General features: G+C 35.0%; 16 protein-coding genes. 11 read left to right on the forward strand and 5 right to left on the reverse strand.

The window, feature by feature from the left end; genetic code table 11:
* Positions 1-109: 109 nt before the first annotated feature.
* The 4 genes from rpsT to dtd all read left to right on the forward strand — a co-directional run bounded on the left by rpsT (position 110) and on the right by dtd (position 2,373).
* Entirely contained in the window at positions 110-373 is a 264-nt protein-coding gene (gene rpsT, locus B6C84_RS05295) for a 30S ribosomal protein S20 (protein WP_034901681.1), read from the forward strand.
* Between the two features lie 117 nt (positions 374-490).
* Positions 491-1,075, forward strand: a complete 585-nt coding sequence (locus B6C84_RS05300) for an SPOR domain-containing protein (RefSeq protein WP_065578364.1) — start codon at positions 491-493, stop codon at positions 1,073-1,075.
* A gap of 13 nt (positions 1,076-1,088) precedes the next feature.
* Positions 1,089-1,931 (forward strand): virulence factor BrkB family protein, encoded by an 843-nt coding sequence (locus B6C84_RS05305; RefSeq protein WP_086320892.1) that lies wholly within the window; start codon positions 1,089-1,091, stop codon positions 1,929-1,931.
* 7 nt (positions 1,932-1,938) lie between these two features.
* Positions 1,939-2,373, forward strand: coding sequence for a D-aminoacyl-tRNA deacylase (gene dtd / locus B6C84_RS05310; protein WP_065578366.1), 435 nt, complete (start codon positions 1,939-1,941; stop codon positions 2,371-2,373).
* 54 nt (positions 2,374-2,427) lie between these two features.
* Here the strand turns inward: dtd and B6C84_RS05315 are convergent, their stop codons facing one another.
* A complete protein-coding gene (locus tag B6C84_RS05315; protein ID WP_086320891.1) occupies positions 2,428-3,807 on the reverse strand; it encodes a histidine-type phosphatase in 1,380 nt (459 codons plus the stop codon).
* 192 nt (positions 3,808-3,999) lie between these two features.
* Here B6C84_RS05315 and dauA point away from each other — a divergent pair, with 192 nt between their 5' ends.
* Positions 4,000-5,673: a C4-dicarboxylic acid transporter DauA gene (dauA, locus tag B6C84_RS05320; protein ID WP_065614611.1), complete on the forward strand. Its 1,674-nt coding sequence runs from the start codon at positions 4,000-4,002 to the stop codon at positions 5,671-5,673.
* Positions 5,674-5,860: 187 nt separating this feature from the next.
* A complete protein-coding gene (locus B6C84_RS05325; protein ID WP_065614612.1) occupies positions 5,861-6,406 on the forward strand; it encodes an HdeD family acid-resistance protein in 546 nt (181 codons plus the stop codon).
* Positions 6,407-6,496: 90 nt separating this feature from the next.
* Here the strand turns inward: B6C84_RS05325 and rsgA are convergent, their stop codons facing one another.
* The gene (gene rsgA / locus B6C84_RS05330) at positions 6,497-7,522 is read right to left on the reverse strand and encodes a small ribosomal subunit biogenesis GTPase RsgA (protein ID WP_086320912.1); all 1,026 of its coding nucleotides are present in this window, start codon (positions 7,520-7,522) and stop codon (positions 6,497-6,499) included.
* A gap of 80 nt (positions 7,523-7,602) precedes the next feature.
* Here rsgA and orn point away from each other — a divergent pair, with 80 nt between their 5' ends.
* The 5 genes from orn (at position 7,603) to B6C84_RS05355 (ending at position 13,473) form a co-directional block, all read left to right on the forward strand.
* On the forward strand, positions 7,603-8,169 hold the full coding sequence (orn, locus tag B6C84_RS05335) for an oligoribonuclease (RefSeq protein WP_086320890.1): 567 nt from the start codon (positions 7,603-7,605) through the stop codon (positions 8,167-8,169).
* 2 nt (positions 8,170-8,171) lie between these two features.
* Entirely contained in the window at positions 8,172-9,443 is a 1,272-nt protein-coding gene (gene waaA / locus B6C84_RS05340) for a lipid IV(A) 3-deoxy-D-manno-octulosonic acid transferase (protein WP_086320889.1), read from the forward strand.
* Between the two features lie 9 nt (positions 9,444-9,452).
* Positions 9,453-10,430: a ferrochelatase gene (gene hemH, locus B6C84_RS05345; RefSeq protein ID WP_086320888.1), complete on the forward strand. Its 978-nt coding sequence runs from the start codon at positions 9,453-9,455 to the stop codon at positions 10,428-10,430.
* Positions 10,431-10,585: 155 nt separating this feature from the next.
* The gene (locus tag B6C84_RS05350; RefSeq protein WP_086320887.1) at positions 10,586-11,917 is read left to right on the forward strand and encodes a CoA-disulfide reductase; all 1,332 of its coding nucleotides are present in this window, start codon (positions 10,586-10,588) and stop codon (positions 11,915-11,917) included.
* 134 nt (positions 11,918-12,051) lie between these two features.
* Positions 12,052-13,473 carry a cation:dicarboxylate symporter family transporter gene (locus B6C84_RS05355; protein WP_217332102.1) on the forward strand — a complete coding sequence of 474 codons (1,422 nt, stop codon included), beginning with the start codon at positions 12,052-12,054 and terminating at the stop codon, positions 13,471-13,473.
* 85 nt (positions 13,474-13,558) lie between these two features.
* Here B6C84_RS05355 and galU read toward each other — a convergent pair whose 3' ends face one another.
* The 3 genes from galU to B6C84_RS05370 are packed head-to-tail and all read right to left on the reverse strand — an operon-like array spanning position 13,559 to position 15,449.
* A complete protein-coding gene (gene galU / locus B6C84_RS05360; protein ID WP_086354094.1) occupies positions 13,559-14,473 on the reverse strand; it encodes a UTP--glucose-1-phosphate uridylyltransferase GalU in 915 nt (304 codons plus the stop codon).
* Positions 14,474-14,494: 21 nt separating this feature from the next.
* Positions 14,495-14,989, reverse strand: a complete 495-nt coding sequence (locus tag B6C84_RS05365; RefSeq protein ID WP_086320885.1) for a DUF2569 domain-containing protein — start codon at positions 14,987-14,989, stop codon at positions 14,495-14,497.
* 10 nt (positions 14,990-14,999) lie between these two features.
* Complete coding sequence (locus tag B6C84_RS05370; protein WP_133052209.1) at positions 15,000-15,449, reverse strand: hypothetical protein; 450 nt, start codon at positions 15,447-15,449, stop codon at positions 15,000-15,002.
* Between the last annotated feature and the right edge of the window lie 93 nt (positions 15,450-15,542).

Genomic DNA, 15,542 nt, shown 5'->3' on the forward strand with positions numbered 1-15,542 from the left:
ACTTTTTATAGTAAATTTTTTTATGTAACAGCATTGACAATGGAAAGAAAATCAGGCATATTTCCCCGCCTTATTAATATGTATTTTTATTTAAACTTGGGAGTTGACTTTGGCTAATATCAAATCAGCTAAAAAGCGTGCGGTTCAATCCGAAAAACGTCGTAAACATAATGCTAGTAACCGTTCAATGATGCGTACTTATGTTAAAAAAGTTTACGCAGCTGTTGCAGCTGGTGATAAACAAACAGCTGAAGTAGCATTCAAAGACATGCAAGCAGTTGTTGACCGTCAAGCGGCTCGTGGTCTAATCCACAGAAACAAAGCTGCACGTCATAAAGCGAATTTAATTAAACAGATTAAAGCACTAGCTTAATGTTCTAATCTGTTGACAATAGAGTTAAAGAAAATTGAAAAAAAGTGGTGTAAGCCACTTTTTTTATTTATATACTGTTATTTCAATTTATATGAATGAAAGAAAAGAGAGCATATTGTGGTTCAACGTGATTATGTAAGAAAAAAGAGCCAATCAAAATCAAAAGCTAAAAAGAATAAGTCACGAATATTACCATCGTTAATGATAGTTCTTGCAGTTATCATTATTGTTTTGTTTTCTGCTATTTTATATTTACTATCAACAAATCACCCAGAAAAACCTATTGAGCGACCAAAAGTAAAAACTGAGTCGCCGGTAGCAACTTTACCTGAACAACCACAAGAACGTTGGACCTATCTTAAAGAATTAGAAACACCGAACGCGAGTAGTGATACTAATTCCACTGCAAGTGAAAGGCAACAAATATTAGATAGTTTTATCAATAATTCTTCTACAACACCAACTACATCAACCAATACTGAAAATAATAAATGGTTACTACAGTGCGGTGCATTTAAAGAAAAAACAAATGCAGACACATTAAAAGCATCTCTAGCTATGACCGGTATTAGTGGTAATATAACCTCCAGTCAACAGTTATATCGAGTTACTGTTGGCCCATATACAAATAAAACTGATGCACAAAAAATATTAAACACATTAAAAGGTAATGGGATCAATAATTGCATTCTTTCTAACTAAATGAAGGTATATTATGAATATACTTAAGCATATGCAGTCATTTTTAGTAATGTTGTGGGCTCGAATAAATCATGATAGATTAACTACTTCAGCAGCAGAACTAGCTTACACAACTATACTGGCATTAGTCCCCCTGATAACGGTAATTTTTGCATTACTCTCAGCCTTTCCTATGTTTGACGAGGTGAGTCAATCATTAAAACAACTCATTTATAGTAATCTCGTTCCAACTGCTAGTGATACTATCCAAAATTATCTTGAGCAATTTATCGCCAATACCAGAAAAATGACCTTGGTCGGAATTATCGGCTTAATAGTGACATCATTATTACTTATTAACTCTATTAATAACGCACTTAATCGTATCTGGCGAACTAAGCGGAAACGTTCGTTCATGTACAACTTAACTATGTATTGGACCATTTTGACTTTAGGCCCTATTTTAGTTGGTTCAAGTGTTGCTGTAAGCTCTTATATATTTTCACTAAAATGGTTATCCGATGCAGCCAGCGGTGATGTACTACTAAGTACCTTACCATTTATTATATCTATTGTCGGATTTTGGTTACTTTACAGTATTATACCTACCGAATCGGTACCATTTAAAGAAGCCTTAATTGGCGCATTAGTCGCAGCGATATTATTTGAAATTGGTAAACGTGCTTTTGCGCTGTACGTGACATCATTTCCTACTTATCAACTTATTTATGGTGTAGTATCCTCAATTCCTATTATGTTAGTTTGGATATATTGTTCTTGGTGTATTGTCTTATTTGGCGCCGAATTTGCTGCAACACTCACCGACTATAATAGACATAACAAAATGCATCTAAAACATTCATCCCAATCGGAGTAATATAAAAATGATTGCCTTAATCCAACGAGTAAAACACGCTTCAGTTTCTGTAAATAACCAAATTATTGGTGAAATAGATCAGGGATTATTAGTTTTACTTGGTGTTGAACAAGGCGATAATGAACAAAAAGCGATCCGTTTAAGTGAAAAAGTGCTTGGCTATCGTATTTTCAGTGACAATGATGGCAAAATGAACCTCAATGTTCAACAAATTAATGGCAAACTATTGGTTGTTTCTCAGTTTACACTAGCCGCTGATACTCAAAAAGGTATGCGTCCAAGTTTTACAAAAGGGGCTTCGCCAGATATGGCCAATGAGCTTTACCAATTTTTTGTCAAACAGTGCCAACAGCATATTGAAACACAAACAGGGCAATTTGCAGCCGATATGCAAGTATCACTGATTAATGACGGCCCAGTAACATTTTGGCTACAAGTTTAATTATGCTGTCTTAAAGGAATGATATTCTAAATTTTTTAAGTAAATATAACGTATTTATTTAATTTTATTTAGCCATTTTAATACCACTCCTTGGTCGGTAAGCCCCCAGTTATTTAATTTATTTTTATAGAACTTCTTCAATTCGTCCCATTGATAATAAGGGTAATCGTTGGTTTTTAAAGGTAAATGGACTTCTCGCTCATTTAACATGACTTTAACTAAAATAGGCTGGTCAGCTTGTTCACTTTTATAAAAAATCCATTGAATATTTGCTGCCATTGGAATAATTTTGTCGGCTTGCCATACGGAAGGATAATCAGTTACTGGATTAGCTACTATATTGGTACCTTCAATTTCCATCAATGTTGCTAACGGAGATACAGTTTCGGCATGAGCAAAGCGCAAATTGGCATCAATATTATTATTAGCTATCGCACTATCAGCTGTTTTTAACATATCTAATAATAATGGTGCAGCAATCTTAATTTGGATACCATTACTATCAAAAGCAGGACCAATTTGTAAATAATTTTTTGCGGTGACGACAGTGCTAAACCATAATTGCTGATCTTTGGTGAAGTAACCGCTAAAATCAAGATGATTATCGGCTAATAATGGTGGTGAAAAGGATAATAATTCTTGATAAAGTTGATAAACAGCAAGCACAAAATTTTGCGTTTTAACTATAGAATTTTCTGATAGCGAGATACCATTATTCAATTGATGAATAAAATCAGATGTAAAGATCAGCCTTGCGATATTTTCACTCATTTCTATTGATTTAGGGGCATTTTCTAATGATTTTAGCGTATTTTTAATTATTCTATTTTTCTTATATTTAGCATAAGCAGGCGAATATTCGAAAAAACGTAACAACGTTTGCTGATCTTCTGGTTGTTGATGAACGTTTAGATTAGGATATTTGGTTTTGAATGTATTAATAAAGATTTCAGCCGTTTCTTTAGCCCGTGGAGAGGTTGATGAAATAACCGTTATTTTTTGACCTTTAAACACTGTTGGATTATTCTTTAACATTCGTTGACTAATTAAACTTATATCTTTTCGCCCAAGATCACTAAGTTCACCATAATGATCTTTATTAAGTTCTCTAATAGTAGTAATTTGCGTTAATAATAATTTCCCTTTTTCAGTTAATTGATTATTTTTTTCCGCCAATACTAAAATTTTATAAGCAATATCTTCATATTTAGCTTTGCTGATATAACGGGAACCATGGCGACCGATATGATCAATATAAAACGCTTGATAACCACTAGGCGCAGGAGTAAGAGATTGTCTTGCATCATATTGATATGCAGTCTTTGAACTAGAAATCATCATTCCAGCAAAACTCAATGGAGTAAAAAGAGTAAGCATAATGGCTAATATCTGATTTGCTGGTTGAATAATAGAAAAATTTTTTATAAAAGACATAATTACCCCTATCTATAATTAATAATATAAGAGCAAAATAACAGGCCAATATTTATAAGCTTATTTTATCTCATTAATAACATTATTTAACTGAAAATAATGCAATTATTTTAATAACACTCTTTCAATTTTTGAAAAAAGGATTATCTTATTATGTATTTTTTCCAACTCATTTAATTGATTTAAAAAATAATGAAATTATATGGCCTTTCTGGTACTAAAATTAGTAGTGCATTTATTTCGGCATGCATTAACACCCCTTATAACACGACTCGTTTTCTTAAAGATTTGATTGCCGGAATAACTGTTGGCATTATTGCTATTCCGTTAGCTATGGCGTTAGCTATAGCAAGTGGTGTTGCACCTCAACATGGCCTATATACTGCGATTATTGCTGGTTTCGTGATAGCACTGACAGGCGGTTCTCGTTTCAGCGTTTCCGGTCCAACAGCAGCTTTTGTGGTAATTTTATATCCGGTTTCAATACAATTTGGTTTATCGGGTCTATTAATTGCCACCTTACTTTCAGGCATATTTTTAATATTAATGGGCATAATTAGGTTAGGTCGCTTAATAGAATATATTCCTCTACCTGTGGTATTAGGTTTTACCTCTGGTATTGCAATAACAATTGCAACGATGCAAATTAAAGACTTTTTTGGTTTAACACTGGAACATATGCCGGAAAACTACATCAATAAAGTTATTGAACTAGTGAGGAAGTTGCCAACAATTAATATCGCCGATACATCAGTAGGATTAATAACACTTATTGTGCTAATTGTTTGGCCAAAATTTCGAATGAAAATTTCTGGCCATTTACCAGCATTAGTCGCGGGTGTATTAATAATGTTAATCTTCAATCAATTTGGTTATCAAATAGAAACAATTGGTTCACGATTCACTTATACATTGGCAGATAATACTACTGGTCATGGTATTCCGCCGGTTTTACCAGAATTTATCTTACCATGGGAACATGCTAATTTTACTTGGGATTGGGCAACATTAAGTGCTTTAATTCCAATCTCAATCACTATGGCAATGTTATGTGCTATTGAATCACTACTTTGTGCTGTAGTTTTAGATGAAATGACACATACTAAACATCATTCTAATAGTGAATTGATTGGCCAAGGTCTAGGTAATATCATTGCGCCATTTTTTGGTGGAATTTCAGCAACAGCAGCTATTGCACGATCAGCAGCAAATGTAAAAGCTGGAGCAACTTCCCCGATTGCTGCGGTATTGCATGCGTTAATTGTTTTATTGGCACTCATCTGTTTTGCGCCATTATTATCTTTTATTCCATTATCTGCAATGGCAGCATTATTATTAATTGTTGCATGGAATATGAGTGCCGTGCAGAGAGTTATTTATATCATTAAACGTGCCCCTAAAGATGATATTATAATCATGCTTATTTGCATGTCACTGACTGTATTATTTGATATGGTTATCGCTATAACAATTGGTATTGTATTAGCTTCTATCTTATTTATGCGTCGCATTGCTAGAATGACTCGTTTGGTCGAATTAAGTCAAGGAAATGAGAAAACATTAGTACTACGTATTAGTGGTCCATTGTTCTTTGCCGCTGCTGAGCGTACCTTTTTAGAGTTATACCAAAAAATTAATGGTTATCAACACATTGTTCTACAGTGGGATGCGGTACCTATTCTTGATGCTGGTGGATTAAATGCGCTTATTCACTTCATTGATGAATTACCTGCACAGGTGGAGCTCTCAATTTGTGAATTACAATTTCAACCATTAAAAACTTTAGCCCGAGCAAAAATTGTACCAATTCCAAACAAATTAATGTTTTATTCAACTTTAGATGAAGCACTGAAAGATAAAATTTAAGTGCGAAATTCGTTTTATTATATTGCTTAAATATTATACTTAGTGAAAATATAGTCTCTGATTTTCACTAAGTATTTTGTATCACCTATATACCTTGCCCTTTTCTAAAATAATATAAGTAAAATTTAACCTTGCAAGATAGTATTTGTTTAATTCTTTACATTAACAACAAAAATAGGAAATTAATATGACAACTAATGAAAACACTATTCAATATGTTAAACATAAAGCGAATTGGTTTATTATAATTGGTGTGATTTTGATTGTTCTCGGTTGCTTGGCATTGGGTTATCAATTCATGGCTACCGTTTTTTCTGTTTATTTTATCGGGTCACTGCTATTAATCGCAGGCATCATTCAAGTTGTACATGCATTTAATATCAAAGGTTTTGGCCAAACTGCCTTATGGGCAATCATGGGGATTTTATATATCTTTATTGGTGGGATGGCTTTTTTCCAACCAATTGCAGTTTCATCAGCACTAACTTTATTGATTTCATTATTATTGACTATTAGTGGATTTAGCCAAATTTTTGCTGCCATGAGTAATCGCAATATCCCTCGTTGGGGATGGGTAGTCTTTTCGGGAATTATTAACATTATTTTAGGACTAATGCTAATTGCTGGTTGGCCATATGATAGTGTTTGGGTATTAGGAATGTTTTTAGGTATCGATCTAGTTTTCCAAGGTTTTGCCTATATTGCTATTGGTTTCGCATTAAAAAATCACTAAATAGCGATAGTTTATCTTATTGCTCACAACACTACTTGTGAGCAATATTCGGCAACATATCAAAAATAGAAATCTGCTAATTATTAATGGTTATTTATAACTCTTATTGGTTTTCGCTTTAACCTCACGCATTGATTGCAAAATTCGATGATAATTATCTAATCTTGATGGAGCGATTGCTCCTTCTGATACCGCTTTTTGCAATAGACACCCTGGTGTATCTAAGTGATTGCAATCCCTAAATTGGCAACCACCTAAATAATCATCAAATTCAACAAAACCACCAATAACTTGCTCTGGCTCTAAATGCCATAAACCGAATTCTCGAATTCCCGGCGAATCAATAATATCACCACCATTAGGTAAATGGTAAAGTCGAGTTGAAGTTGTGGTATGTTGACCAAGGCCTGATATCTCAGACACCTCACCAGTTAACGTCGCTTGATCATGAGGTAATAGCAGATTAATAATACTTGATTTACCCACACCAGATTGGCCAACCAATATAGATATTTTGTCATCCAGTACCTTTTGTAAAGGTTCTATACCCTGCTGTGATAGACATGAAACATATAAAACTTGATAACCAATTTTAGTGTAAATTTGTAACTGCTGCTCAATTTCCTGTTTTTTGTGCTCATCAAGCAAATCGATTTTATTCAAAACAATAATCGGTGTGATATTGGTTGCTTCACAAGCAACTAAATAGCGATCGATGATATTAAACGATAATTCCGGTAATACGGCTGAAATAATAACAATTTGATCGACATTGGCGGCAACAGGTTTAACGCCATCATAAAAATCAGGTCGTACTAACTCAGAATGACGAGGATGAACGGCTTCTATAATACCATTAGTATTCGGTTCTAAACTTTCACGCCACAATACTTTATCGCCGGTCACTAATGATGGTAAAGTACGACGAATACTACATCGGTAGATGTTGCCAGCATTATCTTCAACATCCGCTGATTTGCCAAAGCGACTCACCACCACGCCATCACGAGACGCAGAGAAATTAGCCAGACTTTCATCTAGCTTAGTTTCTAAACGCTGTTGATGCTTAGCGTCCATACGCCTTTGTTGATTTTTTGAAAGTTGTTTTTTTGCCACAATAACTAATTTTTTGCTCAAACGATTTAGTACTTATGCTACACTACTCGGCATTAAAAAGAAAATTAATACCGCAAATTATGACGACACAATCAAATATAAACAGTAATAATCTTATCTGGATTGACCTTGAAATGACAGGTCTTGATCCAAATAGCGATCGGATTATCGAAATCGCTACCATCGTAACTGATTCTAATTTAAATATCCTCGCTGAAGGCCCAGTCATTGCTATCCATCAATCAGATGAACAACTTGCGCTTATGGATGATTGGAATCAAAGAACGCATGGCAAATCCGGATTAATTGATCGTGTGCGTCAAAGTACCATTTGCGAACAACAAGCTGAACAACAAACCATTGAATTTTTAAAACAATGGGTGCCAGAAAACAGTTCACCAATCTGTGGTAATACCATTGGTCAAGATCGCCGTTTTCTATTTAATTACATGCCAAATTTAGAAAAATATTTTCATTATCGTTATCTAGATGTTAGTACGATTAAAGAATTAGCCAGACGCTGGAAACCAGAAATATTAAAAGGTATCAGTAAACAGAGTTCTCACCAAGCTTTAGATGATATTCGCGACTCTATCGCCGAGTTAGTTTATTACCGACAACACTTTTTTAATCTAACTAATGAATGATCATGAGTATTGTATATACGATCTTACTTTATTTAATTCAACCGTTTGTCTGGATAAGACTACTTTGGCGTAGCCGTAAAGCGCCAGACTACCGTAAACGCTGGTTAGAACGTTATGGATTTTGCAAAAGTAAAGTCAAATCAGGTGGAATTTTAGTACATGCGGTTTCTGTCGGCGAAACGTTAGCCGCAATTCCATTGATCAAAGCGCTGCAAAGCCAATATCCACAGTTACCGATTACGGTGACGACCATGACACCCACTGGCTCTAAACAAGTTAAATCAATACTCAAAGAGAGTGTTAGTCATGTCTACTTGCCTTATGATCTGCCTTGTGCAATACATCGCTTTCTAAAAACAGTTCAGCCCAAATTAGTCATAATTATGGAAACAGAGCTTTGGCCAAACTTAATTAGCCAATGTTATAGCAAAAAAATTCCATTGATCATTGCTAATGCCCGCTTATCAGAACGTTCAGCCAAAAGATACCATAAACTAGGAAAAGCGATTAGTAAACTATTAGCTAAAATCAGCACGGTTGCCGCCCAAAATAGACAAGACGGTGATAGATTTATCTCATTGGGTCTACCGGCAGATCATTTAGCGGTAACGGGTAGTATTAAGTTTGATATTGAACTCACGGCCAAGCAACAACAGAATCTTGCGCAGTTAAAACAGCAATGGCAATTACATCGACCAGTACTAATCGCTGCCAGCACGCATTCAGGCGAAGATGAAATCATTTTATCAGCATTTCAACAGCTTCTTAAAAATCATAGCAACTTATTACTTATTTTAGTCCCTCGTCACCCTGAACGTTTTAAAACCGTTGAAAAGCTAATTGCCGATAATGACTTGAATTATATTACACGCAGTAGCAAACAACCCCCTACAGATCAGACACAAGTGATTTTGGGTGATACCATGGGAGAATTACTGGAACTTTATGGTTTGGCTAATATTGCTTTTATTGGCGGTAGTTTAATTGAGCATGGCGGACATAACCCACTGGAACCGGCTCTACACCATATTCCCATTATAAGCGGTAAACACTTTTTTAACTTTAAAGTTATTGGTGAACAGTTAATTGAGGCTAATAGCATGCTGGTATGTGATAGTTCTGCTGATTCGCTCTATTCCACCATTAATAGCTTATTAAATGATGAAAGTCGTTGTCAGCAAATTGGCGAAAATGCATATCAAGTTTTAAAAAATAACCAAGGTGCGCTAAATCGCCTTCTTGAGGTTATCCATCACTATCTTGAAAAATCATAAGGATGGCTTGTGAATAAAAAACAAGGGTTATTGCTAGTTAATTTAGGCACACCAAGTGCCGTAACACCAATGGCGATTCGTTGTTACTTGACCGAGTTTTTACTCGATCGCCATGTTGTCGACCTGCCTGCTTTTATTTGGCATCCAATTTTAAAATACCTAGTACTTCCTAAACGTGTCCCCTACATCATCAACCATTATCAAAAAATATGGATTGAGGGTGAATCACCATTACTTCATTACAGTAAACGCTTGATCAATCATTTACAACCCGCATTACCTGACATGCAATGCGAATTAGCCATGACCTATGGGGAACCGAACTTACTCTCGGCGCTAAATAATTTAAAATCATGTGAAAAAGTCACTTTATTACCGTTATTTCCGCAATATTCGACCACCACAACTCAAGCAGTATTAGCTAAAGTAAAGCAACTTATTGCTGACAATAATATCAAAATTAATCTTAGCTATATTCGTGATTATGCCGACCACCCAAGTTATATTGATGCACTTTATTGGCAAGTTCAGCAAGCGTTTTCAACCCAAGGGCAGCCGGATGTATTGCTCCTTTCTTACCATGGTATTCCTCAACGCTACATTGATAAACGCCAAGACGACTATGTGCAAAGATGCTTGTTAACCACTAAATTATTGACAGACAAATGCCAAGCAAATGGCATCGACTTACCAATAATAATGGCTTATCAATCAAAGTTTGGTAAAGGGAAATGGGTTGAACCCAACACCAGCGATATATTAGCAAACTTGGCTAAAACCGGTACTGAACATGTGCAGGTTATCTGTCCAGGTTTTTCGGCAGATTGTATTGAAACTATTTATGAAATTGACGAACAAAATCGAGAAATATTCTTAAATGCTGGCGGTAAACAGTTTTATTATATCCCAGCCCTAAACGATACACCATTACAGGTTAAATTAATCAAAAATATAGTTGAAAAAACCCCTTTCCTCAAAAAATTTTAACTGATTAAGATTTATTTTTAACCAAAATCAAATCTTATCGGCACAACTTTAAATTGATTAATATTAAAGCTAAATAACCAACTAATCTAACTAGTGTGATTAACCTGTGTTAGGATGATAATTAAAAATTATTTGCGCTCAAAGGAGAATACTCGATGAAAATAATCATCATTGGCGCTCAAGCTGCTGGTGCAAGTGCCGCGGCTAAAGCCAGAAGAAAGGATCCCAATGCGACAATTCGCATCTATGAAAAATCAGATATTGTTTCATTTGGTGCTTGTGGATTACCTTACTTTATTGGCAATCATTTTCAAGATGAAAATGAAATGATATCCAGAACACCAAATCAATTTGCAAAAGATGGGATTGAAATCAAAACGTTACATGAAGTTATCGCTATTGATGCAAAATTAAAAAAAATTACAGTCAAAGATCTTAACACCAATAACTGTTTTGATGATGATTATGACAAATTACTTATTGCGGTTGGAGCAGCACCAATAATTCCACCTTTAGAAAATCACCAACTGGAAAATATTTTCACTTTGCGTGATATATATGATGGTCTGGCAATAAAAAATGCCTTAACCAATCGGCAAAACAGCAATATTGTGGTCATAGGTGGCGGCTATATCGGGCTTGAAATAACTGAATCTTTAGTCGCATTAAACAAAAATGTAAAGCTAATTCAATTAGATGAAAGAGTATTAGTCGACGCCTTCGATCCGGAACTTACCGAGATAATTGAAGAAAACCTAAAACAACATTGTGATTTACACCTACAAGAACGAGTACAAGGTTTTGAAGGTGTACAAAAAGTTACCCATGTTATTACCGATAAAACTAAATATGCGGCGGATATTGTCATTATAGCTACAGGGGTAAAACCTAATAGCAAAGTATATAAAGATTTAGAGCTTGAAACACTTAGCAATGGCGCTATTGTCATTGATAGTTATGGCAAAACTAATATTGCTGATATTTATGCCGCGGGCGACTGTGTCGCACTATATCATCGAGTTAGTCAATCAATGACTTATATACCATTAGCTACTGGCGCCAACAAATTAGGTAAAACTGTTGGTGACAATTTAGCTGGTGGAAATAACCAATTTCCTGGTACTCTTGGTACATCAGCATTGAAAGTCTTTGATATTGAAGCAGGTCGAACAGGACTAACTGAATCACAAGCAATCAAAGCAGGGATCCCTTACAAGACGGTAATAGTTAAAGATAAAAATCACAGTAACTATGTTGCAGGGCAAACTGGCATCATCGCTAAACTCATTTATCACGCCGAAACTCGTATTTTATTAGGTGGACAAATAGCAGGAGGGAATGGCGCTGCACTAAGAACCAATAGTTTAGCCACAGCCATTTGGGCAAATATGAAAATTGATGAATTAGCGATGATGGACTTTTTATATGCGCCACCTTTTTCAAGACCGTGGGATATTTTAAATATCGCCGGAGGTATCGCAAAATAGAGTTTAAGCATAATAAATATTTGCTTAGTTATTAACATTCAGAATGGGCAGTTGGGTTAATTTAAATGGTTAATCCAACCCCAAAACAGATTATTCAAAATTAATTTAATTTTATCCAAACGCTGGGGGTAAACATGTCAGATGCCATATTTCAGGGCACTTTTTTCGAAAAGTTCTTATCTATCACTCATTATCAAACCTTAATCGGCATTGGCTTATTACTGCTTTGCTTTTTCGCTATCATGCGGCCACTACAAACAAAAAAAGTTAATTTTTCCATTCGAATGTTAGTCGGATTGATACTTGGTGCCGTTCTTGGTTTAGGTATCCAAGCCGCAGCCGGTTTTCCCACTGACTCAACAGTTTGGATGCAAGAAACAGCAACATGGTATGGTTTATTTGGTCGTGCCTTTATCGCTTTTATACGCATGCTGGTGATCCCGTTAATTTTTGTCTCAATCGTAAAAGTGATTATTGATTTTTCTGGTAAAGAGAATTTACCACAAATCGCATTTAGAGGTATTTTTTGGCTACTGTTCACTACAGCAATTGCCTGTATTATCGGGATTATCTTAGCTAATGTATTATCATTAGGTGAACTAAGTTCAACCTCAGCCAAAACTGCGGTTGCCAAACAATACACTAATATTATTGATACATTCGTCAATCTTATCCCTAGTAACATCATTGCTTCCATGGTAAAAGAGAATATTGTTGGTTTAGTCATCTTTTCGGCATTAATGGGGCTCGCAGCTAATCGCATGGAAAAAAAGAATCCTCAACCTATTGCCCTGTTTAAAACCTTTATTGAAGCACTTTATAAAATTATCATGTCAATTGCCATGACAATCATCAAATATATGCCTTATGCGGTAATTGCTTTACTTGCTCGTACCATTATTTCAAATGGCATACCTGCAATTATTGAAGTTTCAAGCTTTGTATTAGCAATTTACCTTGCAACCATATTAATGCTTGCAGTACATATCGTGATTGTGATGGTGCATGGAGTTTCACCAATCATATTTATTAAAAAAGCACTTGGTACATGGTTACTAGCTTTTACCAGCCGCTCATCGGTTGGTACATTACCAATGACGATTTCAACATTGACAGTCAGAATGGGGGTAAATACCGGTACCGCAAACCTAGTCGGATCGCTTGGCAGTACAATGGGAATGAACGGTTGTGCTGGATTTTTCCCTGCACTGCTTGCCGTAATGGTAGCCCATATGGTAGGCATTAATACTGATATCCAATTTTATATTATGCTAGTGATTGTGGTGGTTATTGGTTCGATTGGTATCGCGGGTATTCCCGGTACCGCAACTGTTGCTGCTACTGTGGTGCTTTCTGGTATGGGAATGGCTGAGTACTTCCCATTAATCGGTATGGTATTAGCCGTCGATCCCATCATTGATATGGCAAGAACCTTAGCCAATGTATCCGGTGCAATGACAGCAGCAATTGCAACTGATCATGAGGTTGGATTAATGAATATGGATATCTATAACGATCCTAATGTGACCTTGGATAATGAACAGTCAGAAGTTTAATAATAAAATACGTTTTTAATGTATTTTGAACAAATAGCAAAAGACGCCAATTGGCGTCTTTTTTACATCAGAAATAAAGATAAAATTAAATCGTTTTTAACCATGCTTTAACATCATCACCTAAGCTTTTGTGACGCATTGCATATTGAACAAAAGTTTGGACATAACCTAATTTATTACCACAATCATGGCTTCGGCCTTTAATGCAATAGGCATCAACAGGATCTTCTGCAAGTAACATCGCAATTGCGTCAGTTAATTGAATTTCACCACCAGCACCTAATGGTGTTTTGGCTAATAAAGGCCAAATTTTTTCAGACAACACATAACGGCCTACCACAGATTGGTTAGATGGCGCATCTTCAATTGACGGTTTTTCAACAACACTATACATTTGTGTTACATTACCTGCAGATAACTCTTCGCCGCGGCAGTCAACAATACCATAAGATGAAACAAGTTCTTTAGGTACCGGTTCAACCATAATTTGGCTATGCTTAGTATCATGATAATTATGAATCATCGCCGCTAAATTATCTTGAGTAAGATCGCTATCATACTCATCAATAATTACATCAGGTAACACAACAGCAAAAGGTTCATCACCAACTAAAGGATAAGCACAAAGTACCGCATGACCAAGCCCTTTGGCTAAACCTTGGCGAACACTTGTGATAGTGACATGTTTTGGTAGTATTGCTTGCACTTCTTGCAAGAGTTGACGTTTAACTCGCGCTTCTAACATAGCTTCAAGTTCGAAGCTAGTATCAAAATGATTTTCAATCGAATTTTTAGACGAATGGGTAACAAAAATAATTTCAGTTATTCCTGCTGCAATACACTCTTTGACTACATATTGAATAAGTGGTTTATCAACCACGGGTAACATCTCTTTAGGAATCGCTTTGGTTGCAGGTAACATTCTCGTACCAAGACCTGCCACTGGAATTACGGCTTTTTTAACTTTTCCCTTCAAAGAAGGTTCAAAATTTAATGACATTTTAGTTCCTTAAAAAATAAATTAACTAATAACATTGTTATAATTTTCCACTTTACGATGTCCATTAACAAACGTGTTATAAACTCGCTTTGAATTAAGCATATAGGAAATGCAAATAATACTCAAAATAATGTTTTTGGCTATATGAAACAAATCACGGCTTTCAATTTTAAATGAGGTAAATTGATGAGTAATAAACTGATCTAAAAGCATAAATACAATAACTAACAGTTCAAAACAAATCATCAAAGATGGAAATTTATAATTTTTAGTGAAAAAGAGATAAAGTAAGTAGATATTAAAAAAGATAATAATCAAATTCATACCGATTTCTAATGGATAAATCCAATTAAGATTTTCAATATAAAAAATAGAATTAGTAAGATTAGCCAATTTTATAAAGGTAATGCTACTAAAAAGAATCAAAAATAAACTAGTGATACAACTCAAAAATAATCTTATCGCAACAACAATGAGCCAACCACCTAATCCTTTGAGAGTTAAGTTATCAGACATACAAATATCCTTAATTTAAAATAGATAAATCCTCAGATTGAATTAATGAAGGATTATCCCTGTCTTTAGCTAAAGAATCAATGGAAATATAGATAATCTGACAGTTTTCTAATACCGCTTCTTTGACCACAAATTTTGCCTTACGATCACGAGCTTCTTTCTGTTTAACACTGATATACAAATCGTCATAACCATCATCATACATTGATGCTCGTTCAAATATATTAGGACTCCGCCAAAATGTCTCTTTTGGATAATCGCGCTCAAAAGTTTGACCGGTTAATTTGCCTTTTAAACCAACATAACTTATTGGTAAATGATTACTCGCTCGACTTTGTGAGAGATAAATATGGGGATATTCTGTAAGATTGGGTTCAAGCTGGTTTAGCTTAAATTCAATACCAGAACGATTTTGATACTGGCAATTTTCCATTGTTAAAGGTGTAGTTCGAAAATTCAACGAACCACACCCTACAAGTAAAAATATAAAGAAAATATTAAAAATACGATACATCATTTATTGTTTACTTATAAAATATTTATAAGTAACTCC

The sequence above is a fragment of the Gilliamella apis genome, assembly GCF_002142155.1.
GTDB classification, from domain to species: domain Bacteria; phylum Pseudomonadota; class Gammaproteobacteria; order Enterobacterales; family Orbaceae; genus Gilliamella; species Gilliamella apis.